Raw genomic sequence first — 22068 nt, 5'->3', positions numbered from 1 at the left:
ACACCTCCTGTTAGTAAAATGGTTTTAACTTAACAGCAGCATAAATGATTGGAACACGGCGAGCTTTTCGGGTGTAAGTTTGCTTTTTAGCTTGTCACGCTCCTCAGGCTCCAGCCGTTCAAACCGATGCAAGATTCCGGAGATGTTTTGATTCATATAATCAATTTCAGATGCCAGATTTCCAATTTCATCATGATCTATGGCTGAAGAGGGAAACTGGTTCTCCAGTCGATCTTTAATATCGGACAGGGCCAATCTCTGCTGCTTGCAATCTACAATAAATATGAGTCGTTTAAGTGCGTTTTCATCGTAGTAACGATAATTTGAACAGGATCTGGCCGGCGTCAGCAGACCAAGATTCGTATAATAATCAACTGTTCGTTTCGTTACTCCGGCAAGTGCCGCTAGTTCACTGATACGATAAGTCTCAGCCCCATCTAAATCCCTCCCAACCATCACGTTATAGTTATGAGAATAGTTTAATATATGAAGGGTGCCTTACACAAGTTTATTGTTTTTTTGAGATGCCGGATATGGAAATTGTGGCATCCGAATTCTGATTGAAGTAACATAGATAGATAGAATGTTCAATTTATATGTGCAGAAGGGACAGATGAGATTGGCTGGTTTATCGCGGGAAATTGAAGAGAACCTAAATAAAGGATCGTGGATTCGAAAGCTGTTCGATGAAGGAGCGAGACTGAAGAAAGAGTTCGGAAATGACCAGGTGTTTGATTTTTCAATCGGCAACCCGGTCGTTGAACCGCCTAAAGCCTTTACGAGAGCATTAATAGAAGAAGCTGAAAAAGGAAATCACGGATACATACAAAATCAGGGTCTTCCTGAAGCTAGAGAAAAAGTCGCGCAATTTCTGGCCGGCCGCTTTGCTGCCGAGTTTTCAGCTGAGCGTGTTGTCATGACAGTAGGTGCGGGCGGCGCATTGAATGTGGCGCTAAAAAGCATATTAAATCCGGGAGAAGAGGTCATCATTCTCGCTCCTTATTTTGCAGAATATAAATTGTATATTGAGAACTATGGGGGTAAGGCTGTCAGCTGCCCGCTGACAGCCCGGTTCGAGATTGACATTGAAGCGGTAAGGCAGGCGATTACCCCGCAGACGAAAGGACTCATTCTGAATACACCTCATAACCCGACGGGAACCGTACTCAGCCAGAAAAATATAGATGATCTAGGCGCTCTGTTAAAAGAGATTGAAGAGACAAACGGCCAAACCATCTATGTACTGTTTGATGAGCCGTACAGTCAGCTGATTTATGATGAAGTGCTGGCAAATCCGTTTCAATCGTATCATCGTGTCATTTTGGCGAGTTCATTCAGTAAGGACCTCGGCATAGCAGGGGAGCGGCTCGGTTATATCGGCTTAGACAGCAGCATGCCGGATGCCGACCTTTTGATAAATGCTTTTGTGTACTGCAATCGAACACTTGGGTTTGTAAATGCACCTGTCATGATGCAGCGGGCTGTGGCGAGAATGGATGATTTAAGAATAGACGCAAGCGCTTATAAAGAACGCAGAGATGTCATGGTTGACATTTTAAAGGAAGCCGGTTTTGAATTTGAAATGCCAAAAGGCGGTTTCTTCGTTTTTCCGAAGTCGCCAATTGAAGATGAAGTCGCATTTTGTGTGCATGCAGCGCAAAAGTATAAATTGTTAATTGTGCCGAGCAGCGGTTTTGGGATGAAAGGGCGCTTCCGTTTATCCTTCAGTGTGCCGCTGGAGCAAATCAAACAATCACGCGACATCTTTATCGCCTTATATAAAGATTTTTTATAAGCCAGCTCGCACAAAAAGATAACAGCGATCCCGAGGCTGTTATCTTTTTTATTTGACGTATGCCCCAGGCTTTGGCCCGTTTTTCAATTCCTGATTTTATCTCTCCCTCGAATAAACCGCCAAATTCAACCATAACAGCAGAGCCGGCCTGAAGATAGAAACCGTTTATAACGCAAACTGGTCGAGCCCATTCCTGGCCCTTGCCTGTGCTGTGTGACCAGACACATCTAGTAAGCATTTAAAAGCACACGTCATGATCTAACAGTCAAACTGGCCTCAAACGAACTTTATCCTATGCACGCCGCCGAAGCAGATCCGAGCGAATGAGCCGTACAAGCTTCAGCTTGAAAAACAGATATATGTCCGATATTTCAGTGAACAGCACCTTGCCCAATAATCTTAGCATCGTCTTAAAAGGCTATGCACGGATATCAAGAACCTGCTGGCCGGATGAATCAATAGGCTGTCCTATGATAGAAGTCTAAAAATTTAAAATCATTTTTGGAATGAGTTGTGTTACAATAAAATATACAATTTATAATCAAACTTTGACTTGGAGGTGGTATGATGGGGCCCTCTGCTTAGGCAACAATACACCGCGTACCTCAATGTTAAGGAAAAATGATTATATCAGGAGGTGACTCCTTATCCTTTAATGAGGGGATAAGGTTAAATGGACGATATTGACAGTCTGATTTTAATTGGTGTGCTCATTGCTTTAACTGCATTTTTCGTCGCAAGTGAGTTTGCGATTGTTAGAGTAAGGAGATCCAAAATTGATCAGCTTATAACAGAAGGAAACAAACGGGCGATACTCGCAAAGCGTGTCATTACAGATTTGGATGAATATTTATCTGCATCCCAGCTGGGCATTACAGTGACATCAATTGGACTCGGCGTGCTGGGGGAGCCGGCATTTGAACGGCTGCTGCATCCATTGTTTGAACCGCTCGGCCTGCCGGAATCGGTTTCTCATGCAGTCTCTTTTGCAGTCGCGTACGGCTTGATTACATTTCTGCATGTTGTTGTAGGTGAACTGGCCCCGAAAACGGTCGCGATTCAAAAGGCTGAACAGCTAACCTTGCTGATAGCGGGTCCGCTGCGACTATTCTATTTGCTTCTGTTTCCGTTTATTTGGATCCTGAATGGATCGGCGCGGCTTTTATGCGGCATGTTTGGTTTGAAGCCGGCGTCAGAACATGAGGGTTCTCATTCTGAAGAAGAACTCAGAATGCTGTTGTGTGAGAGTTTAAAAAACGGAGAGATTAATCCGTCTGAATATAAATATGTGAATAAGATTTTTGAATTTGATAACCGCATTGCCAAAGAAATTATGATACCGCGGAAGGAAATGGCCGCTGTATCAACGGATATGACGATGGCAGAGATGCTGGAGGTTATGCTGAAAGAAAAATACACCCGCTGGCCTGTCACAGATGGGGACAAAGACAGTGTCATCGGCTTGGTCAATACGAAGCATTTGTTTTCTGACTTGCTGTTTATGACAGAAGAGGAAAGAATGAAAATGACGATCCATCCGTATGTGCGGCCAGTGATCGAAGTCATTGAAACAATTCCGGTTCATGATCTGCTGATTAAAATGCAGCGTGAACGCATTCATATGGCGATTTTGTCGGATGAATACGGCGGAACCTCGGGACTTGTCACGACAGAGGACATTCTTGAAGAAATTGTCGGCGAGATCAGAGATGAATTTGATGAAGATGAACAGCCGCTGATCCAAAAGCTTGGCGACCGCCATTATGTTATGGATGGAAAGGTTCGCATGGATCAGGTGAACAGCCTTCTCGGCGCGTCGATTCAAGAAGACGTGGACACTATCGGCGGGCTGATATTGAAAGAAAACATTGATATTGAGGCTGGCGAATCCATTCGCATCGGATCATATACAATAAAGGTGCTGAAGATGGATGGCCGTTTGATTAAGCAAATAGATATAAAAGAAGAAATCAGCCAGACATCCGGGATTACGGCCCACCATACGCTGCCGATGCCCGAGCCAGTCATGCTGAACAGTGCAACCTTGAGCGAGAAATAAGCTCAAGGTTTTTTTATGTCAGCAGCGTCCAGCCGCACCAAAACGCCAAAAGGGACCCGCAAAGCGTTAAACCGATGTATAGGATGCTTTCCTTTACACGCTTGGCCAGCAAGAGCTGAACACTTTCAACGCTGAAAGTCGAAAACGTGGTAAAGGCGCCAAAAAAGCCGGTGCCGATGATGAGTGCTGCAGATGAATTTGTCACATGAAGCCCTGTAAAAAGCCCAAGACCGAGGGCACCCAGTATATTAACGGTCAATATGCCGACTGGAAAACGAAGGCTTTGCGTTTTAGATGTTATGATGTTGCCAAGCCAAAAACGCAGCACAGCACCGAGTCCTCCCGCTGCGAAAATACCAGCCAGTGTCATCATTGCTTCCGCTCCTTTCCGATTTGAAATTGGGCTATTCGCCGTCCTGCCAAAACGCCGAAGAGCGCAAGCCCGATTCCTGATATGAATGAGACCGCCATATACAAAACAGCTAATGACGAATGCGATTGCAACAGCATGACCGTTTCTTTAGAAAGCGTTGACATGGTTGTAAAGCCTCCGCAAAAACCGGTGCCTAAAAAAGCCGATAGCAAAGGCCGTTTCGCCCTAATCATAAAAAAACCGGTCAGAATGCCTAAAAGAAGGCTGCCTGCCGCGTTCTCCAGCCAAGTTGCAGCCGGAAATATATTATTGTTTATGCTGATGTTACATCCGTATCGGAGACAAGCGCCAAGGGCGCCTCCAATAAAAACTGCACTATATCTATTCATGTTTTCCATCCTTTAATACGTAGTCCGGGTAGTCTGTGACAATCCCGTCGACGCCCATGGCCTGCAGTTTGGCTGCTGTTTTCTGATGCTTTACTGTCCATGCAAACACTTTTAATCCATTTTTATGGGCGGAAGCGATCATGAGACGATTGAGACGTGTGTATTTGATATTGATATAATTTGCGAAAGCTTTGCAGGCTTTCAGCTGATTTCTGGACAGCATGCCAAAATTCGGTCTTGTAATAACGGCTGTCGGAATCGATGGATAAAGCTCGCGGAACCTTTGGATGGAACGGAAACCAAAGGATTGAACAATATTGTTAATAGAAAAAGAAAATTGTCCTAACAGCTGTCCCACTTCTTCTTCAATCCCGATTTGCGAAGGGTGGCCCTTTAGTTCAATTAAAAGTCCGATTTTTTTATGGTAGCGCTTGAGCACGTCCTCCAGAGTCGGGATTTTTTCTCCTTGAAAAGCGGGGCCGTACCAGCTTCCTGCATCGAGTGCCTGCAGCTCCTTCAGCGTAAAATCCTTAACAAAGCCTGAACCGTTTGTTGTCCGGTCCACTCTGTCATCGTGTATAACGACAATCTGCCTGTCTTTTGTTAGCTGGACATCCAGCTCAATCATATCTGCATTCATTTCTGCCGCGAGATCAAATGCAGCAATTGTATTTTCGGGAGCGTAGCCGGATGCTCCGCGGTGGGCAATGGTGTACAAGCTTGTCAGCTCCTCATATGGGCATTTCTGTTATTGTATCAAATCCATATATGCACCGCGATACCAACTTGTGAATTTTTTTTCTGTCATATTTGAATAGTCCAAGCTGAAAACAACGTATAACTGAAACAAGAACACTCACCGTATCCGAGCATATTTCGGGAGAAAAATAGTGCTTTCGACATGTTCACAAAATATTCTGTTACTTTATAATAGCAAAAAAGGAGGCGAGATCATGGGAAAAGGGAGAATCAGAGTGGAGGAAAGAATTAAAGCCGAAACGGATGTTGAAATGCAAAAAGCAACTCTCCTTGATCAGACACAAACGAAAAAAAAGTAAGTGACTGTCCCTATTGAATCTGGCTGAATGGTTAAAATGAGAAATTGCCCCGGCGCTCCGCCGGGGTTTTGTGTTTTATAAAGACATTTAGGGAAGCATTCTGCCGAATGTTTTAGTATAATAAACATTCGATTGGGATAGAGGGGAGACTGCCATGCTAGATCATCTGCAGCAATATTTCACGCTTGATAAAATCATACAAACCGGCATCAGTTTGGCAATTTTGCTGTTGTTTCTTATACTAAGAAAACTGTTTACAAGATATTTCTTTAATTTGCTTTTTAATATGACAAACAAACCGAAAACCGAAATTTTTAAACAGGTGGTTGTGGCATTCGATAAGCCTGCCAGATGGTTTTTTGTTGCCTTAGGGCTGTTTTTAGCGATCCGCTATTCACCGTTTTTAGATGCACAGATGCCGCTGATCAGCAAAATATACCGCTCGCTGATTGTGGCGCTGTTGAGCTGGGGGCTTTGTAATTTGACCGCTACATCATCTTTTATTTTTCATAAAGTGAATCAGCGCTTCGAACTGGATATGGATGATATTCTGGCGCCGTTTTTGTCTAAGCTGCTCCGTTTTGTCATTATAGCGCTCAGTGTGAGCGTGATCGCGCAGGAATTTAATTATGACGTCAATGGGTTTGTGGCGGGCCTTGGGCTTGGCGGATTGGCTTTTGCGCTAGCAGCGAAAGACACGATCAGCAACTTCTTTGGCGGAATCATCATTATCACTGAAAAGCCGTTTACGATCGGTGATTGGGTGGAGACGGCGACAGTGACCGGATCAGTGGAGGATATTACCTTCAGAAGCACAAGATTCAGAACAGCGCAGGGTGCGCTTGTAACGGTGCCGAATTCCACGCTGTCGATGGAAGCCATCACGAACTGGACGAGAATGACCAAGCGCCAGATTACGTTTTCCATTCATGTATCCTACGCAACGCCGATTGAGAATTTGGAACGCTGCATTCGTTCGCTCAGAAAGATGCTGCTTGAACATGAAGGCGTCGATAATGATACAATCATGGTCAATTTCGATACGTTTGCTGACAGCTATTACAATTTATTTTTCAACTTCTATACAAAAACAACGGTTTGGGCGGAGAACCTTCATGTCAGAGAGGATATCAACTACAAAATTATTGAAATCCTCGGCGCTGAAGGGGTTGAATTTGCTTATCCCGGACAAATGGTGTATGTCAACCAGAAGCACCAGCACGATCCGTTTCAAGTAAATCTCAATAAAGGGGAAAAGGAACGGGCTTAAAAAAGAAAGACTTCGTCTCAAAGAGGCGGGGTCTTTTTCATGGTAAAATAAGAAAAAAGACTGTAAGGCGGTGTTGAATTGGAAGCATTCAGAAACATGCTGAATGAAGCGCAGCGAATTGTCGTGCTGACCGGAGCGGGAATGAGCACAGAATCAGGCATACCCGATTTTCGCTCAGCCGGCGGCATCTGGACTGAGGATGCCTCAAGGATGGAGGCGATGAGCCTTGATTATTTTTTAAGCTATCCGCGTCTGTTTTGGCCTAAGTTCAAAGAATTGTTTCAAATGAAAATGAGCGGGAGCTATGAACCGAATGAAGGGCATTTGCTTTTGGCAGAACTGGAGAAACAAGGGAAGCAGATGGATATATTCACACAAAACATTGACGGCCTTCATAGAAAAGCCGGAAGCAGACATGTATACGAGTTGCATGGCTCTATCCAAACAGCGAGCTGTCTCTCATGCGGTGCCCGATATGATCTCCCTCATTTACTGAAGCATGATGTGCCGGAGTGTACAGCGTTCGGAAATGACGGTGAGGTGTGCGGAACGGTATTAAAAACCGATGTCGTTCTGTTTGGCGATGCCGTTTTGCATTTTGACACGCTTTATGAAAAGCTGGATAAAGCCGACCTATTATTGGTGATCGGCACGTCTCTTGAGGTTGCTCCCGCAAGATTTGTGCCTGAGGATGCAATCCGGATTCCAGGCATTAAAAAAGCCATTATTAACCTGGAGCCGACGTACTGCGACAGTTTGTTTGATTTCGTCATCCATCAAAAAATCGGAGAGTTTGCCCGCAGCTTGGGCATAAAAAAGTGAGGCCGCAGATAAGCGCCTCACTTTTTTATTCATGAACCGGAACCATTGTATCCTTTAACACACCGAAGGAATAGCCCTTTTCTTTCAGTTTATGGATTAGCACCGGCAGTGCGTTTACTGTAGCAGGAAGATCGTGCATGAGAATCACATACGGCCGATTTGAATGGCTGTGTTCCATATTGTCAAGCTGCTGCAGTACTTCTGCTACGTATTTTGAGTTGCGGTATTTCCAGTCCATGCTGTCAATCGTCCAATCCCAGTACACAAAACCGTCTTTTTCTAGATTGCGAATTTGTGAATCTGTAAGAGACGGCTTGCTGCCGTAGGGCGTTCTGACAAGATCAGTGCAATAGCCTGTAATGCTTTCCAGCGTGTCACGCGCCTGCTGCATTTCTTTTAGCGGTGATGTCGGCGTTTGATAAAACAATTTGTTATTATGCGTGACCCCGTGTAAACCGAGTGCATGCCCTTCATTTCCGGCCCTTTTAACCGCGTGTTTGAATTCGTTCATTCGCGGTGACAGCATAAAAAATGTCGCCTTTACATCGGCGCTTTTCAGTACGTCCAGCAAGCGGTTTGTAGAGGCTGACGGGCCATCATCGAAGGTTAAATAAACCGTTTTGTCTCCCATATTCTGCTCAGTCTGCAAATGTTTTATCAGCAGGCCTGGGGAGTCGTCTTTCAGCTTCAGGCTTTCCTTCTCATCACGAAGCTGGCTGTTTGTTGTGACAGTGATCTCCTTTGCTTTCGAGGAGCTGTTGGAATAACCTAAAATCACCATAAGCAAAAGCAGCACACATAAAACTGCTAAACTTGCAAATTTAAAAGCAAGCGAAACTGCAGAAGGAGAAGCGTCTCCTCTCGTTTGTCGCATATCAATCTCTCCAGTGGCATAAAATCTCTACATACCGCTGTATTGGCAGCTCTGAAGGTGCCATTGTTTACAACCTATGTATTACGAGTCAAGTATACAGGAATAAAATTGGAAAGAACATAGAAAAAATGTCGAAATGTCAGATTTTAAGGAAAAAATAATCTCCTTCCCAGCTATTGAGTTCTTGATCTTTCTGTTTTTCAGCTGGTTTGATATGGTAGAATGAGTGACAATGACAGCTTGATTAGGCATCAGGATAAATACGAAAAAGGGAGGGCTTATATGAAGATTTTAGTCAATGGCCAACTGGTGGAGCGAAACGAGGCATCCGTTGATGTGGAAGATCGCGGTTATCAGTTTGGAGACGGAATCTATGAGGTTATCAGGGTGTATAAAGGGGTATTATTCGGCTTGCGCGAGCATGCGGAGCGTTTATTCAGAAGCGCGGCTGAGATCGGAATTTCACTGCCGTTCAGTTTAGAAGATTTAGAGTGGGACCTGCAAAAGCTTGTGCAGGAAAATGCGGTCAGCGACGGAGCGGTTTACATTCAAACCACAAGAGGGGTTGCTCCGCGAAAACACCAATATGAAGCGGGCCTTGAGCCGCAGACGACGGCCTATACATTTTCTGTTAAAAAGCCGGAACAGGAGCAGACATACGGCGTTTCAGCCATCACGGATGAGGATCTTCGCTGGCTGAGATGCGATATTAAAAGTCTGAATTTACTGTATAATGTGATGGCAAAGCAGAAAGCCTACGAAGCGGGAGCATTTGAAGGCATTTTAATAAGAGACGGAATTGTTACAGAAGGTACATCTTCTAATGTTTATGCTGTTTTAAACGGTACGGTGCGGACGCATCCGGCTAACCGAATGATTCTCAATGGGATTACACGAATGAAGATTTTGGATCTCATCGTAAAGAACGGCATAGAGCTTGATGAAAAGCCCGTTACTGAAGAAGAGCTGAGACAGGCGGAGGAAATCTTTATTTCTTCAACGACGGCAGAGATTGTTCCGGTTGTGACGCTTGATGGAAAATCAGTCGGAAGCGGAGTGCCCGGACCGGTGACAAAACAGCTGCAGGCGGCTTTTCAAGAAAGCATTCAGCAGGCAGCCCGCGTATCATTTTAATGTTAAAAAAGAGCCCGCTTTGCAAGCGGCGCTCTTTTTATTTTTTTACAAATCCAACTAAAATCGAAATCATCGGCGATATATAGAGGAAGAACGTAAATGGGATATAGTCAATGACGGGAACACCAAGCGCGGTTGCCATAAAAGCCCCGCTGACGCCCCAAGGGATTAATGGATTAATCAATGTTCCGCCGTCCTCTAATGATCTTGATAAAAACTTCCGCTGAATGTTTTGTTTGTCATATAAGGATTTATATGACTGTCCCGGTATTAATATAGATAAATACTGTTCGCCTGTTGCAAGATTGACACCGATACTGGAGCAGACAGTTGCTGCAATGAGACTGCCCTTTGAACGGATTCCTTTCATCACACCCTCCAATAGTGCGGAGATCAGGCCGATTTTCTCCATTAAACCGCCGAGTGCAAAAGCGATCATAATAAGAGAAACTGAGCCCATCATGGATTGCAGTCCGCCTCTGTTGATGATTTTAGCGGCAGCCTCATTGTCAGTTTCGAACATGGTGCCATTTTGCAGGGCTGACATAAAAGCCTGAATGCTGCTGTCGGGAACAAAGATGGCTGTCAAAATTCCCGAGGAAATAATACCGGCAGTCAGAACGGGAATAACGGACACGCGCTTAATCGCCAGCAAAACAACTAAGAGCGGAGAAAGAAGCGCCCACGGTGTGACGTTTGCTGCATCTTTTATTCCGGCAATAACATGTGCAATATCATCTGTTGAAGCAGCGTCTGCTGAGACTGATAAACCAAGAAAGTAAAAAAGGACAACGGTGATCAGCAAGGCGGGAATAGTTGTGCCCATCATGTGGCGAATGTGTTCAAAGATCGATATTTCGCCTATACCCGCAGCAAAATTTGTTGTATCCGACATCGGTGACATTTTATCACCAAAGCAGGCTCCGCAAATGACTGCCCCCGCCGTCCATTCGAGCGGAACGCCTGCCGCGCTCGCCACGCCGATCAGTGCCACGCCAATTGTGCTTACAGTTGTCAGGCTTGAGCCGACAAGCGTGCTGATGATCATGCAGGAAAACAAAGCAGTCAACAGAAGATGGCTCGGTTCAATAAAGGACAAAGCATAAACTGTAACGGACGGTATGGCGCCGCTGTACATCCAAGCGCCGATTAAGATACCGATCAGTGCCAGAACAATGATCGGCTGTACACCGTTTTTAATCCCGTTTACAATTCCTTTTTCAAGGCTGTTCCAGGAAAAACCGTACCATAAACCGGCTGCTGAAAGCAGGACAACACATAGGAACAGCGGGATATGCGGTTCTGTATGAAGAAAAAATAAGCAGGAGGTAATGACTCCTAACATTAATATAAATAAACCGACGGCTAACGGAAACGTCAGCTTTTTTTGAGAATCCAAAACAACACCCCATCATTTTCTTTAATGCTTTTGTGCTTTTGGGCACGAAAGCATTATATCAGAAAAAAACGAAAATCCGTGTTTTTTCACAATTATGAATATAAAAAAGCGAGCACGTGGCGTGCTCACTTTACGATCAGAACCGGTATATCTGATTTCGCCGAAAGCTTTTCACTTACACTTCCAAACAAAAGTTTCTTCAGTCTGTTTTGGTCTCTGCTTCCGGTTACAATCAGATCGGCTGAAACCCGGTTGGCATGCTCGATAATTGATTCAGCCGGGTCACCTTCCAATATATCGATATCTCCCTCTGTCTGCTGATCATTCAGCATCATTCTGGCTTCGGCGATGACTTCTTCCGTACGGTCTTCATAAATCATTGGCTCCGGTGGCGCAACATCTGATATCAGCGGGTCAGGAACACTTGTCATGCCTCCGCCAATATAGCTTGCCCCTGCTGCGGGCCTCGGCGGATCGATGATGGTCTGGCTGTCTTTCATATCATGTGAATGGGCGACTGTAATGGCTGCATTTACCGTTTTCGCAAGATCAATGGCTGTCTGAAGCGCTTTCTTACTGTTTTCACTTCCGTCAAACGCAACAATAATACGGTCAGCATGAAACATCATTCTCACCCTTTCAAAAAACGTCGTACAATACAATACCCGACATCATATCTATTTAATCTTTTCTCTGTTCAAGTAATGATTGACAAAAAAAGGTTTTGTTTATATTATGAAAAAAGAGTGAAAAATCAGAATGAATGGAGGGTTTGCTATGCCAAGGAATGATATGTCTTACAGAACAGTTTCATATTGGCGCGGCAAACCCTTATTCTGTTTTTTTGAATTGGGTTAATCCGCGCGCCGAAAAGCGCTCTGTACATCATAATCGATAACAAAAGGCATGGAGCTGACGCTTCATGCCTTTTTTATATACAAAATCTTAAGAAAGACAGGTGTATCGGATGTGAAGACAAATACAGAGGCAAGGATTGGTTATGACAACCTGAACGAAAAGAGCTGCAAGGAAAAAATAGAAGGCGGCTGACGAGATAAAGGAGATGGGGATGGATGTTTTCAGTATTGAAAAAGCTGGGCTGGTTTTTTAAAGCCTACTGGCTGCGCTATACCATTGCGATTGTGCTTTTATTATGTGTAAATGTACTTGAGATGTTTCCGCCTAAATTGTTGGGGAACGCCATCGATGATATGAAATCGGGGGAGTTTACCTCAGGCGGGCTGCTGTTTTATGTCAGCGTATTTTTAGGTTTGACGGCGGTGGTGTATATCATGTCTTATTTTTGGATGCACCAGCTGTTCGGCGGAGCGAACGTTATGGAAAAAATTCTCCGCTCTAAGCTGATGGGCCATTTGCTGAAAATGGCGCCGCCGTTTTATGAAAAATACAGAACAGGAGATTTAATGGCGCGGGGGACAAATGATCTCCAGGCTGTCAGTTTAACGACGGGTTTTGGCATTTTGACATTAGTCGATTCCACAATGTTTATGATGACGATCTTTTTGACGATGGGGTTTTTGATCAGCTGGAAGCTGACGCTTGCAGCCATAATACCTCTTCCCATTATGGCTGTTGCGATCAGCATATACGGAAGTAAAATTCATGAAAGGTTTACAGAGGCACAACATTCTTTCGGAGCGCTGAATGACAGGGTGCTCGAATCGGTCTCGGGTGTGAGAGTGATTCGCGCTTATGTGCAGGAAACGAATGATGAACGCCGTTTTAATGAAATGACGGCCGATGTGTACCGGAAGAATATGAAGGTAGCCTTTATTGATTCTCTGTTTGAGCCGACTGTTAAGCTGCTTGTCGGCGCCAGCTATCTGATTGGGCTGGGGTATGGAGCGTTTCTTGTTTTCCGTAATGAGCTGACGCTTGGCGAGCTTGTTTCCTTTAATGTCTATTTGGGCATGATGATTTGGCCGATGTTTGCGATCGGTGAATTAATTAATGTGATGCAGCGCGGCAACGCGTCCTTAGATCGGGTAAATGAAACCCTTTCTTATGAACCGGACGTGACAGATCCGAAGCGGCCGTCTGATTTAAAAGAGCCTGGAGATATCGTTTTCAGCCATGTCAGCTTTACATATCCAAGCTCAACAAATGTAAATATTCAGGATGTTTCTTTTACCGTGCGAAAAGGGCAGACCGTCGGGATTGCCGGTAAAACTGGGAGCGGGAAAACGACGATCATTAAGCAGCTTTTGCGCCAGTATCCAGCCGGTGAAGGGAGCATCACATGTTCAGGTGTGCCGATTGAGCAGATTCCTCTTGACCGGCTCCGCGGATGGATTGGATATGTGCCGCAGGATCATTTACTGTTTTCCCGGTCTGTAAAAGAAAACATCTTGTACGGAAAGCTTGACGCAAGTGATGCTGAGGTAAAGAAGGCTGTTTCAGAAGCTCATTTTGAAAAAGACTTGCAAATGCTTCCGGCCGGTCTGGAGACAATGGTGGGTGAAAAAGGCGTCGCACTCTCTGGAGGGCAAAAACAAAGAATTTCAATCGCGAGGGCGCTGATGGCGAATCCGGAGATTTTAATCCTGGATGATTCTCTTTCCGCTGTAGATGCAAAAACGGAGGCGGCTATTATCAGCAATATCAGGAAAAACCGCCAAGAGAAAACGACATTTATTCTGACGCATCGTTTATCAGCTGTGGAGCATGCCGATCTCATCCTTGTGATGGACGGCGGCGTGATTTCTGAGAGAGGCACACATCAAGAGCTGATGGCCAATAACGGATGGTATCGGGAACAATACGAAAGGCAGCAGCTGTTCACTGCAGAAGAAGGGGGAGCAGGGGCATGAAGACAGGAAAAACCTTATGGAGATACGCACTCCTATATAAAAAATTGCTGATCACTGCCGTCCTGTTGCTTGCGATTGCAGTCGGGGCAGAGCTGACCGGACCGTTTATCGGCAAAAAAATGATTGACGATCACATCCTCGGCATTGAAAAAACATGGTATGAGGTCTCGGAAAAAGATAAAAATGCAGTTGAATTTGACGGCACCTCCTATGTCAGGGAGGACCGGATGCAGGGCGCGGCTGCTAAAGAGAAAGAAGCGCATATTTATCAAGTGGGAATGGCGTTTTATTTCGTTGATCAGGCTGTCAGCTTTGACGGGAACAGAACGGTTTCTGACGGAAAGCTGACGATCACTAATGGGAATGAAAGCCGGACGTATCCTGCTGAAAAGCTGACAAAGCAGGAGATTTTTCAGTTCTATAAGCCGGAAATGAAGGGGATGACGTTTCTTATTTTTCTGTATGCCGGTTTGCTTGTCTTCTCGGTATTTTTCCAATATGGGCAGCATTATTTATTGCAGATGAGTGCCAACCGCATTATTCAAAAGATGAGACAGGATGTGTTTTCCCGCATTCAGAAACTGCCGATCCGCTATTTTGATAATCTTCCCGCGGGCAAAGTAGTCGCAAGAATTACAAATGATACTGAGGCAATCAGAGATTTATATGTGACAGTGCTGTCAACGTTTGTGACAAGCGGCATATATATGATCGGGATATTTACGGCGTTGTTCCTGCTGGATGTAAAGCTCGCGTTTTTATGCTTGGCGATTGTGCCGATCATCTGGCTGTGGTCGATCATCTACCGGAAATACGCTTCCTATTACAATCATCAAATCCGTTCGATCAATAGTGACATTAATGCAAAAATGAATGAGTCTATTCAAGGCATGCCGATCATCCAAGCTTTTCTCCATCAAAAAGAAACAATGAGAGAGTTTGAGGAATTAAATGAATCTCATTATTACTATCAGAACAGGATGCTGAATTTAAACTCCTTAATGTCACACAATCTTGTGAATGTGATCCGCAACCTTGCGTTTGTCTGTCTGATCTGGCATTTTGGCGGCGCAAGTCTAAACGCGGCAGGAATTGTTTCCATCGGTGTGCTGTACGCGTTTGTGGATTACTTAAACCGCTTATTCCAGCCGATTACAGGTATCGTCAATCAGTTTTCTAAGCTGGAACTGGCGCGGGTGTCCGCCGGGCGTGTTTTTGAACTGCTTGAAGAAAAGGAAACGGAAGAAACGGGTGAACCGGCGAAGGAGCGCGCGCTGGGGCGGGTTGAATTTAGAGACGTATCATTTGCTTATCAAGAAGGACAAAATGTTTTGAAACACATTTCCTTTACAGCACAAAAAGGCGAAACTGTAGCGCTTGTCGGCCATACCGGATCAGGCAAGAGCTCGATTTTGAATATCCTCTTCCGCTTTTATGATGCGCAAAAAGGGGATGTGCTCATCGATGGGAGAAGCATTTACAGCATGTCAAGGCAGGAACTTAGATCCCATATGGGGATTGTGCTGCAGGACCCGTACTTATTTTCAGGAACAATCGGTTCTAACGTCAGTCTGGAGGATGAAAGAATTTCAGAAGAAGACATTATAGAAGCACTGCGGCAAGTCGGGGCTGAGTCGCTTCTTGAAAAGCTTCCGAAAGGCATCAGCGAACCTGTCATTGAAAAAGGCAGCACGCTATCCTCGGGAGAGCGGCAGCTCATTTCCTTTGCAAGAGCTCTGGCGTACGATCCCGCCATTTTGATTTTGGATGAAGCAACGGCGCATATTGATACGGAGACAGAGGCTTTGATCCAGAAGGCACTGGATGTAGTGAAACAAGGGCGCACGACATTTGTCATTGCACACCGGCTTTCAACCATCAGAAACGCGGATCAAATTTTAGTGCTTGAAAAAGGAGAAATTGTTGAGAAAGGGAATCATGAGGAACTAATGGCGTTAAAAGGGCAATATTATCAAATGTATGAGCTGCAAAAAGGACAGAGGCACTCCATTGCATAGCTTTCAAAAACCCAAGACATTCAATGTTTTGGGTTTTTGTGCGCATTAATAAGCCAGTCCTACCCGGCAGCCGATATAGTCCCCTGTAAGAAGCTCGTGATACAGAAAAGCCGCAGTGTCGCCGACAGTGATCTTTTTACCTTCCGCCGGCAAGACGTTGCGCTCTGCACGGTATTCACCTGCTGCTTCTCCGTCGGGGAGATATGTGGGGCAGATCATGGTCCAGTCTAAGGACGAAGCTCTGAGCATTTCATATACCCTTGCATGCTCCTTGGCAGCGCGGGTCAGCTTTCGTTTTGATTCATTTGTTTCAAATCGGTATTTTCCTGGTTCAAATCGTGAATTAAGAATGCCCGCGGTGCCGATCGTTATGAGCCGTTTGATATGCTTTTCCTGCATAATGGCAAGAATATGTGTCATGGCAGCTGACAACGTATCGTCGCCATCTGTACCGAGACAGCTGATGACGATCTCAGCATCCTTCATAACTTCTTTCACATCTTCTCGGCAGCGGGCATTCCCGATAACGATCCGTTCTTTCGGCAGGCCAAGTTTATCATTCGATGATCTGATCAGAGCGTAAATATCGAGTTGTTCATTGGTGCCTGCCAATCTTAAAAAGGCTTGTCCGACACGGCCGGTTGCGCCAAATAAGGCAATTTTCATGAAAAAACCTCCTCGCCCCTCATTATAAAAGGATGTACTCAGTTTGAACAGCGCGGGAAAGAATACCTGTACAAAAAGACAGAACGATGGGAAACATATTCATTAATCATGGATATACTTACGAACTGCACCAGCTCCCAATTCACAATAGCGATGAATGGCACCTTGATTCCCTCCCTTTTCTCCTAGGATATGTGGTGTAGGAAAAAAGGGTGACAAATATAAAGAAGGCGCGGAAACCGCGCCTTCTGTCAGCCATTTATTGAATTGTTATTGTACGCGTCCGCCCATGTTCTGCTGAGCGAAAGATACTAAACGTTTTGTGATTTCTCCTCCGACAGAACCGTTAGCGCGGGAAGTCGTATCCGCTCCAAGGTTAACGCCGAATTCAGAAGCGATTTCAAGTTTCATTTGGTCGATAGCCTGAGCTGCGCCAGGTACTAGTAATTGATTTGAAGAGTTTTGGTTTGCCATGTGTAAAATCTCCTTTTTTATTTGATATGGTTGGGTTAACTGGAGTTGCACCAGTCTGTGGACCCGTCTCGGGTGTCACTGCCGTCTCGGCGTAACCCAATGCTTTGCCGGCTTGTTACTACGTATTATGTTAGATTTGACTGAAACTCATGCGGGGATTTTAGTGGTAAATCTTGAGAAGGCATAAAAAAAGCTTAGCCGCTCAGGCTAAGCTAATCGTAAATATGAAAAAGCATCAATTCATGTATCTCGTTTTTGAGTGCAGGCTCAACAGCACGGGCGGGAAACAAATCTCCCCATTCAATCTCGCCGCTTTTATGATAGATGCCCTCGTAATGCATGCCTTTATAGTAAAAGGAAATTGTCCATCCGGGCAGTTTTTGTTTTTGAAACAAAGGTTTCCAGCTGAAATGAGAAATCATCAGGGGCCACGCTCCTTGAAATTGATATCAATTGACATGGATACGGACGAATTATATTCATTGTATCATTGTTGCAAAACATCATTGAAGGGGCTTTATGATGAACTTGTCCTTGCGTTGAATAAACTTCAAGCCCGCTTTTACATAAAGCGGGCAAATTAGGATGGCCACAGCGATTCATGGGAGGTAATGGCCATCTTCGAAAGATATGAAGCATATTCAAAGCTTCTTCGTTTTGTCAAAGAATCGACAGATTGCAGACTCGGATGAGAAAAAATACTGCGGCCAGGACGTGAATTCGCTTCAAACATCCATACCTTACCGTTTTGGTCAATGCCAAAATCAAAACCAATCTCGCCGATGAACCCTTCGATATGGTCATGGAGCACTTGGCTGGCGGTCAATGCCGCCGCAGAAAGCTTTTTAATGACATGTATTCGTTCCGCCGGATCATCGTATACTTCGGCCAGCGTTTTCACTTTTCCGCCATTGGATAGGTGTGTTGTAATGCTGTTTTCTCCTGAAATTTTTACTGCGATGGCGGTCACAGTCCATTTCCCTTTACTGTTTTTATTCGTATGAACGCGGAAATCGGCTGGTTTTCCCTGAAATTCAATCAAATTTACCCCTTGCTGAACGAGAAAGACAGCGGGATCATGCTGTTTTTGAAATTCATCCAGAAATGCGGAAGCATCGGGATAGTCGATTGAAGAAAAAGATTTGGCATCATTTGTATGTTTCACAGTCAAACCGGATTCCGTTTTGGCGAGCTGATAAATCCCGGTGCCGAGTGCTCCGTCCGCCGGTTTTATATAAACCTTGCCGAATGAATCACTCAGCTCTTCAATCCGCTCAACAGTAGGATGAAGGATTGATTTCGGTAAGTAAGGAGCCGTTCTCGGGTCTTTTTCCAGCAATTGATGAACATCCCATTTGTTGAAAAATGTTTTATTGAACCATGGGATTTGATATTCATTGATCAGCCGGTTTTTTGTATTCTGCAAGACAATTGAGTTCTCGATTTTTCTATTCGGCAAACGGTCATACACGACGTTCGGCAGCGGGACAATGTGTTTCTCCCAGCCATTTTCCCTGTATAGAAGCGCTTCAATCGTCCCTTCCTGCCAATTGATTTGGTGCGCGCCGAACACGAAGCAATAGCTTCCTGTTTGTTCATGCAAAGTGAGCAGTTTAGAAAAAAAGAGAGAACGGTCCTTAAAAGGGCGCTCAAGTGATGCGGTAAACCCTGCGGTGAAGATGCCGATTAACGGACCAATGTGCACCGAATGATCATGAATGAGAATATCAGCCCGGCTGCGGTGCGGTATCAGCAGTTCGTGAAACAGATTTTCAGAGAGGAGCACTGTCTGTTCGAGATTTCGTCTGAAAGTAACATGGCATCTGACAACCTTCGTTCCGAATGAGGCAGACAAAAGGCCGTCTTGCTTCATTGCGGAGGGCAGAAACAGAGTATTTTCACTGTTTTTGTCTATGCCGATCAAAAACCGTTTACGATTCACGCGGAAGGACTCCTTTCTGGTTTTGCAGCGAAAATAGATATTTGCACCGCTTAAGAGGACAAGTATATAGATGTTCTTTTTTCTCAGGAGAAACACGAAGTATTGATTTTCTGCCTGGTTTAGAATTGATATCCAGGATCCAGATCCTCCCGTCCTTCGCAAGGCATATATCCAGACCGAGTTCAAATAATGGCCCGTATCGCTCATCAAGATAATACGGAACCGATTGGGTAATCGAGAATACGTCATCCAGTAAGACTACCTGCTGTTTTTTCGGGATATTTTCAAACCATGTATCAAATGTAAGCGTATCCGATCCGCCTGATAAATTGGCCAGCAGCCCGTTTTTGTATCCGCGTCTCACTGCCTTTCCGACGGTATGCCATTCACCGTCCTCATTTTTTTGCATAAACAGCCGGATATCACACGGGTATTGCTCCTTATCTTGGATATTTAAATAAGGCTGCATCAAATATTGGTGCTGAAGCACTTTTTTGCACCAAGTTTTAAATGAAGCTTGGTTGGAAAAGGATTTTGTCTGTTTATCCTTTCCGATATGGTAGGTGGCGGTTATGTTTTTCTTGCCAAGCTCCAGAAGTATCACGCCTCTGCCGCCAGCACCGAACGCTGGCTTTAAAATACAGGCTTTTTCTTTCAATAAATACGAATGGATTTGTTCAAATCGGCTCACTTTCATGGTTTCTGGAATGTAAGGATTGATCACAGAATGCTCCTGCAAATCTTGAAACACAGTCCATTTATCAGGAAGACCCCGCCCGATAAATTCGGTTTTCGGATATTTTTTGAGCCATTCAACGATCGGTTTTGCTTTTTGTGATTGTGAATCCTTCCCATAAAAGCAGCGGTCATAAATATAATCGGGAATCGCAAGTTCTGTTTCATTCCAATTGCTGCTGGCGGGATGATAAACCAGCGCTTTGACACGCAGGGTGTCGGGCAAAATGTCAAACGGTGTAAAGCGGATCAAACGTATGCCGAATTCGGGCGCTCTTGTAGCCAATTCTGCGGAATAATCCTGCTCGTGCTGGCGGGTTAAGGACATAAAACCGAGTGTTATCATGGTGAGACTCCCCCTTTTATTAAAAAGCTGCCGGCGGGTGTCAGCAGCTTTACGCTTCAAAAAACATCAGGAACACAGCTGTCGGTAGTCTACTTTACAGATTACGATTCAGCATCTTGCCCTATTCCTGTTAAACAAGCTGATTTTATGGCCATATGTTTTGTCTCCTTGTTTGCTAAGTGATCACACCAACCTCTATAATACAAATAGGTCATTCTATTTATGAAAAAGTAAAAGCACAGATGGAGGCAGATGAGCAGGAATGGGTATTGCAGGAACCTTTATATTTATGATCGTGATCGGCGCAGTTATCGGCGCGGTGACCAATCATTTAGCAATTCAAATGCTATTTAGGCCGTATAAGGCATATTATTTGTTTGGAAAACGAGTCCCTTTTACTCCGGGATTGATTCCAAGAAGACGTGATGAGCTTGCGAAACAAATGGGGCTGATGGTGGTAAACCATTTATTAACGCCTGAGGGTATTAAAAAGCGGCTTGTTTCAGATTCAGCCAAAAAGCAGGCGCTTCAAGTCGGAGAACAGCTGATTCAAAACCTGTCGCTATCTGAAATGACAGTAAAAGAAGCGCTTGAAAAAGCCGGAGTAAAGCATCCGGGTGAAGCGGCAGACGCCTGGATCAGCCGCTGGACGGATGATAAATTGAATGAACTTTTCCGCCGATATGAGCATCAAACGTTAAAGGAAGCACTGCCATTGGAAGTGCAGGAAAAGCTAGAAGAGAAGATACCGATGATTTCAGGCTATATTTTGGCGCGAAGCATTCATTATTTTGAAAGTGAAGAAGGAAAAATCCGTCTCGGCAATATGATTGATGATTTCTTAAAAGAACGCGGTATGCTTGGAAGCATGGTGCAAATGTTTCTCGGCAATTCAAGCCTTGCTGATCGCGTGCTGCCGGAGCTTCTGAAGTTTTTGCGGAATGAGGAAACGAATAAGCTGCTTTCTGATCTTCTGAAAAACGAATGGGGCAAGCTGAAGGAGTATACATTTAATGAAGCGGACGAAAAATGGAACGCAAAAGTACTAATCTTTAGCCTGAAACAAAGAGTGCTGCAAGCATTTTCAACTGCTCCGTTTTTTGAAAATACGATTGGCTCGCTTACAGCCCGCTATGAAAATGATCTGAACCATCGTATCCTGCCGGCGCTTTTAGACAAATTGCTTGAGGGGATTTCAACCAATCTTGAAAGTGTATTAAAACGAATGCGCCTTGAGGAAATTGTAAAGGAGCAGGTGGATCAGTTCCCGGTACAGCGTCTTGAAGAAATGGTGCTGTCGATTTCGAAAAAAGAATTTAAAATGATAACCTATTTGGGCGGCCTTCTCGGCGGAATCATAGGTGCAATTCAAGCGTTGTTTGTCATCCTTTTTTAAGAAGAAACGGGTTTCGATTAATGAAAGGAGCTCCATAGTCTGTTATAGTGGAGTGGTATGTCAATCGGCAATAATGAAAGGAGCTACTTACAATGGCTGTTAATTTTTATGATGTAGCGTATGATCTGGAAAATGCATTGCGCGGGAGCGAAGAGTTTACCCGTTTAAAAAACCTGTACGATGAAGTAAACGCAGACGAGTCTGCGAAACGAATGTTCGAAAACTTCCGTGATGTGCAGCTGAGACTTCAGCAAAAACAAATGGCTGGAGAAGAAATTACAGAAGACGAAGTGCAGCAGGCTCAAAAAACCGTTGCGCTTGTACAGCAGCACGAAAAAATCTCTCAGCTGATGGAAGCGGAGCAGCGTATGAGTATGCTGATCGGCGAATTAAACAAAATCATCATGAAGCCTTTAGAAGAGCTTTACGGCAGTGTCGAAGGCTAATCATTCAAAATCCCTTCTGGATAAGAAGGGATTTTTTTATT

At 44.6% G+C, this 22068-nt stretch carries 23 protein-coding genes; 10 read left to right on the top strand and 13 right to left on the bottom strand.

Annotated elements, in window-relative coordinates; all coding sequences use genetic code 11:
• Positions 1–24: 24 nt before the first annotated feature.
• On the bottom strand, positions 25–456 hold the full coding sequence (locus H7F27_RS15710) for a Cu(I)-responsive transcriptional regulator (protein ID WP_024120741.1): 432 nt from the start codon (positions 454–456) through the stop codon (positions 25–27).
• Between the two features lie 157 nt (positions 457–613).
• Here H7F27_RS15710 and H7F27_RS15705 point away from each other — a divergent pair, with 157 nt between their 5' ends.
• Positions 614–1795 carry a pyridoxal phosphate-dependent aminotransferase gene (locus tag H7F27_RS15705; RefSeq protein ID WP_185848136.1) on the top strand — a complete coding sequence of 394 codons (1182 nt, stop codon included), beginning with the start codon at positions 614–616 and terminating at the stop codon, positions 1793–1795.
• A 673-nt stretch (positions 1796–2468) separates the two neighbouring features.
• Positions 2469–3854 carry a hemolysin family protein gene (locus H7F27_RS15700; RefSeq protein ID WP_185848135.1) on the top strand — a complete coding sequence of 462 codons (1386 nt, stop codon included), beginning with the start codon at positions 2469–2471 and terminating at the stop codon, positions 3852–3854.
• Positions 3855–3867: 13 nt separating this feature from the next.
• On the opposite strand, the gene crcB is transcribed toward H7F27_RS15700, so the two are convergent.
• Genes crcB through H7F27_RS15685 form a run of 3 tightly spaced genes read right to left on the bottom strand, consistent with a single transcriptional unit; the run spans position 3868 to position 5334 of the window.
• The gene (gene crcB, locus H7F27_RS15695; RefSeq protein ID WP_103672399.1) at positions 3868–4224 is read right to left on the bottom strand and encodes a fluoride efflux transporter CrcB; all 357 of its coding nucleotides are present in this window, start codon (positions 4222–4224) and stop codon (positions 3868–3870) included.
• On the bottom strand, positions 4224–4616 hold the full coding sequence (locus H7F27_RS15690) for a fluoride efflux transporter FluC (RefSeq protein ID WP_103672374.1): 393 nt from the start codon (positions 4614–4616) through the stop codon (positions 4224–4226). Before H7F27_RS15690 ends, crcB begins: the two co-directional genes overlap by 1 nt.
• Positions 4609–5334 (bottom strand): glycerophosphodiester phosphodiesterase, encoded by a 726-nt coding sequence (locus tag H7F27_RS15685; RefSeq protein WP_103672375.1) that lies wholly within the window; start codon positions 5332–5334, stop codon positions 4609–4611. Before H7F27_RS15685 ends, H7F27_RS15690 begins: the two co-directional genes overlap by 8 nt.
• A gap of 235 nt (positions 5335–5569) precedes the next feature.
• Between H7F27_RS15685 and H7F27_RS15680 the strand changes: the two genes are divergently transcribed.
• From H7F27_RS15680 to H7F27_RS15670, 3 genes are all read left to right on the top strand, one after another.
• The gene (locus H7F27_RS15680) at positions 5570–5674 is read left to right on the top strand and encodes a YhdX family protein (RefSeq protein WP_103672376.1); all 105 of its coding nucleotides are present in this window, start codon (positions 5570–5572) and stop codon (positions 5672–5674) included.
• A gap of 154 nt (positions 5675–5828) precedes the next feature.
• The gene (locus H7F27_RS15675) at positions 5829–6944 is read left to right on the top strand and encodes a mechanosensitive ion channel family protein (protein WP_095713728.1); all 1116 of its coding nucleotides are present in this window, start codon (positions 5829–5831) and stop codon (positions 6942–6944) included.
• Between the two features lie 96 nt (positions 6945–7040).
• The gene (locus tag H7F27_RS15670; RefSeq protein ID WP_395958056.1) at positions 7041–7766 is read left to right on the top strand and encodes an NAD-dependent protein deacylase; all 726 of its coding nucleotides are present in this window, start codon (positions 7041–7043) and stop codon (positions 7764–7766) included.
• Positions 7767–7791: 25 nt separating this feature from the next.
• On the opposite strand, the gene H7F27_RS15665 is transcribed toward H7F27_RS15670, so the two are convergent.
• A complete protein-coding gene (locus tag H7F27_RS15665; protein ID WP_185848134.1) occupies positions 7792–8640 on the bottom strand; it encodes a polysaccharide deacetylase family protein in 849 nt (282 codons plus the stop codon).
• Positions 8641–8922: 282 nt separating this feature from the next.
• On the opposite strand from H7F27_RS15665, the gene dat reads away from it, so the two are divergent.
• On the top strand, positions 8923–9774 hold the full coding sequence (gene dat, locus H7F27_RS15660) for a D-amino-acid transaminase (RefSeq protein WP_103672378.1): 852 nt from the start codon (positions 8923–8925) through the stop codon (positions 9772–9774).
• A gap of 37 nt (positions 9775–9811) precedes the next feature.
• On the opposite strand, the gene nhaC is transcribed toward dat, so the two are convergent.
• Together nhaC and H7F27_RS15650 are read right to left on the bottom strand one after the other, a co-directional pair.
• Positions 9812–11173, bottom strand: coding sequence for a Na+/H+ antiporter NhaC (gene nhaC / locus H7F27_RS15655; protein ID WP_101860888.1), 1362 nt, complete (start codon positions 11171–11173; stop codon positions 9812–9814).
• A gap of 125 nt (positions 11174–11298) precedes the next feature.
• Positions 11299–11799, bottom strand: coding sequence for a universal stress protein (locus H7F27_RS15650; RefSeq protein ID WP_024120753.1), 501 nt, complete (start codon positions 11797–11799; stop codon positions 11299–11301).
• A 447-nt stretch (positions 11800–12246) separates the two neighbouring features.
• Between H7F27_RS15650 and H7F27_RS15645 the strand changes: the two genes are divergently transcribed.
• Together H7F27_RS15645 and H7F27_RS15640 are read left to right on the top strand one after the other, a co-directional pair.
• Positions 12247–14004, top strand: a complete 1758-nt coding sequence (locus H7F27_RS15645; RefSeq protein WP_185848133.1) for a multidrug ABC transporter ATP-binding protein BmrC — start codon at positions 12247–12249, stop codon at positions 14002–14004.
• On the top strand, positions 14001–16022 hold the full coding sequence (locus tag H7F27_RS15640; RefSeq protein WP_185848132.1) for a multidrug resistance ABC transporter ATP-binding protein/permease BmrD: 2022 nt from the start codon (positions 14001–14003) through the stop codon (positions 16020–16022). Before H7F27_RS15645 ends, H7F27_RS15640 begins: the two co-directional genes overlap by 4 nt.
• A gap of 45 nt (positions 16023–16067) precedes the next feature.
• Here H7F27_RS15640 and H7F27_RS15635 read toward each other — a convergent pair whose 3' ends face one another.
• From H7F27_RS15635 to H7F27_RS15610, 6 genes are all read right to left on the bottom strand, one after another.
• Entirely contained in the window at positions 16068–16688 is a 621-nt protein-coding gene (locus tag H7F27_RS15635) for an NAD(P)-dependent oxidoreductase (RefSeq protein WP_095713722.1), read from the bottom strand.
• A 38-nt stretch (positions 16689–16726) separates the two neighbouring features.
• Positions 16727–16852, bottom strand: coding sequence for a hypothetical protein (locus H7F27_RS15630; RefSeq protein WP_081638264.1), 126 nt, complete (start codon positions 16850–16852; stop codon positions 16727–16729).
• 106 nt (positions 16853–16958) lie between these two features.
• Positions 16959–17162 carry a beta type acid-soluble spore protein SspB gene (sspB, locus tag H7F27_RS15625; RefSeq protein WP_010333571.1) on the bottom strand — a complete coding sequence of 68 codons (204 nt, stop codon included), beginning with the start codon at positions 17160–17162 and terminating at the stop codon, positions 16959–16961.
• Positions 17163–17374: 212 nt separating this feature from the next.
• Entirely contained in the window at positions 17375–17584 is a 210-nt protein-coding gene (locus H7F27_RS15620) for a YheE family protein (RefSeq protein ID WP_101860885.1), read from the bottom strand.
• A 158-nt stretch (positions 17585–17742) separates the two neighbouring features.
• Complete coding sequence (locus H7F27_RS15615) at positions 17743–19104, bottom strand: YheC/YheD family endospore coat-associated protein (RefSeq protein WP_069486318.1); 1362 nt, start codon at positions 19102–19104, stop codon at positions 17743–17745.
• Positions 19094–20185, bottom strand: a complete 1092-nt coding sequence (locus H7F27_RS15610; protein WP_101860884.1) for a YheC/YheD family endospore coat-associated protein — start codon at positions 20183–20185, stop codon at positions 19094–19096. Before H7F27_RS15610 ends, H7F27_RS15615 begins: the two co-directional genes overlap by 11 nt.
• 262 nt (positions 20186–20447) lie before the next feature.
• On the opposite strand from H7F27_RS15610, the gene H7F27_RS15605 reads away from it, so the two are divergent.
• The gene (locus tag H7F27_RS15605; protein ID WP_095713720.1) at positions 20448–21581 is read left to right on the top strand and encodes a DUF445 domain-containing protein; all 1134 of its coding nucleotides are present in this window, start codon (positions 20448–20450) and stop codon (positions 21579–21581) included.
• 92 nt (positions 21582–21673) lie between these two features.
• Positions 21674–22027: a YlbF/YmcA family competence regulator gene (locus H7F27_RS15600; RefSeq protein ID WP_010333576.1), complete on the top strand. Its 354-nt coding sequence runs from the start codon at positions 21674–21676 to the stop codon at positions 22025–22027.
• Positions 22028–22068: the final 41 nt, after the last annotated feature.

This window comes from Bacillus sp. PAMC26543, assembly GCF_014250375.1.
GTDB classification, from domain to species: Bacteria; Bacillota; Bacilli; order Bacillales; family Bacillaceae; genus Bacillus; species Bacillus halotolerans.
This window is presented reverse-complemented; position numbering and strand designations above follow the sequence as displayed.

Coding starts and splice junctions, on each gene's coding strand:
- H7F27_RS15710 (WP_024120741.1), bottom strand. CDS start 456: ATGGTTGGGAGGGATTTAGATGGGGCTGAGACTTATCGTATCAGTGAA.
- H7F27_RS15705 (WP_185848136.1), top strand. CDS start 614: ATGAGATTGGCTGGTTTATCGCGGGAAATTGAAGAGAACCTAAATAAA.
- H7F27_RS15700 (WP_185848135.1), top strand. CDS start 2,469: ATGGACGATATTGACAGTCTGATTTTAATTGGTGTGCTCATTGCTTTA.
- crcB (WP_103672399.1), bottom strand. CDS start 4,224: ATGACACTGGCTGGTATTTTCGCAGCGGGAGGACTCGGTGCTGTGCTG.
- H7F27_RS15690 (WP_103672374.1), bottom strand. CDS start 4,616: ATGAATAGATATAGTGCAGTTTTTATTGGAGGCGCCCTTGGCGCTTGT.
- H7F27_RS15680 (WP_103672376.1), top strand. CDS start 5,570: ATGGGAAAAGGGAGAATCAGAGTGGAGGAAAGAATTAAAGCCGAAACG.
- H7F27_RS15675 (WP_095713728.1), top strand. CDS start 5,829: ATGCTAGATCATCTGCAGCAATATTTCACGCTTGATAAAATCATACAA.
- H7F27_RS15670 (WP_395958056.1), top strand. CDS start 7,041: ATGCTGAATGAAGCGCAGCGAATTGTCGTGCTGACCGGAGCGGGAATG.
- H7F27_RS15665 (WP_185848134.1), bottom strand. CDS start 8,640: ATGCGACAAACGAGAGGAGACGCTTCTCCTTCTGCAGTTTCGCTTGCT.
- dat (WP_103672378.1), top strand. CDS start 8,923: ATGAAGATTTTAGTCAATGGCCAACTGGTGGAGCGAAACGAGGCATCC.
- H7F27_RS15650 (WP_024120753.1), bottom strand. CDS start 11,799: ATGTTTCATGCTGACCGTATTATTGTTGCGTTTGACGGAAGTGAAAAC.
- H7F27_RS15645 (WP_185848133.1), top strand. CDS start 12,247: ATGTTTTCAGTATTGAAAAAGCTGGGCTGGTTTTTTAAAGCCTACTGG.
- H7F27_RS15640 (WP_185848132.1), top strand. CDS start 14,001: ATGAAGACAGGAAAAACCTTATGGAGATACGCACTCCTATATAAAAAA.
- H7F27_RS15635 (WP_095713722.1), bottom strand. CDS start 16,688: ATGAAAATTGCCTTATTTGGCGCAACCGGCCGTGTCGGACAAGCCTTT.
- sspB (WP_010333571.1), bottom strand. CDS start 17,162: ATGGCAAACCAAAACTCTTCAAATCAATTACTAGTACCTGGCGCAGCT.
- H7F27_RS15620 (WP_101860885.1), bottom strand. CDS start 17,584: ATGATTTCTCATTTCAGCTGGAAACCTTTGTTTCAAAAACAAAAACTG.
- H7F27_RS15610 (WP_101860884.1), bottom strand. CDS start 20,185: ATGATAACACTCGGTTTTATGTCCTTAACCCGCCAGCACGAGCAGGAT.
- H7F27_RS15605 (WP_095713720.1), top strand. CDS start 20,448: ATGGGTATTGCAGGAACCTTTATATTTATGATCGTGATCGGCGCAGTT.
- H7F27_RS15600 (WP_010333576.1), top strand. CDS start 21,674: ATGGCTGTTAATTTTTATGATGTAGCGTATGATCTGGAAAATGCATTG.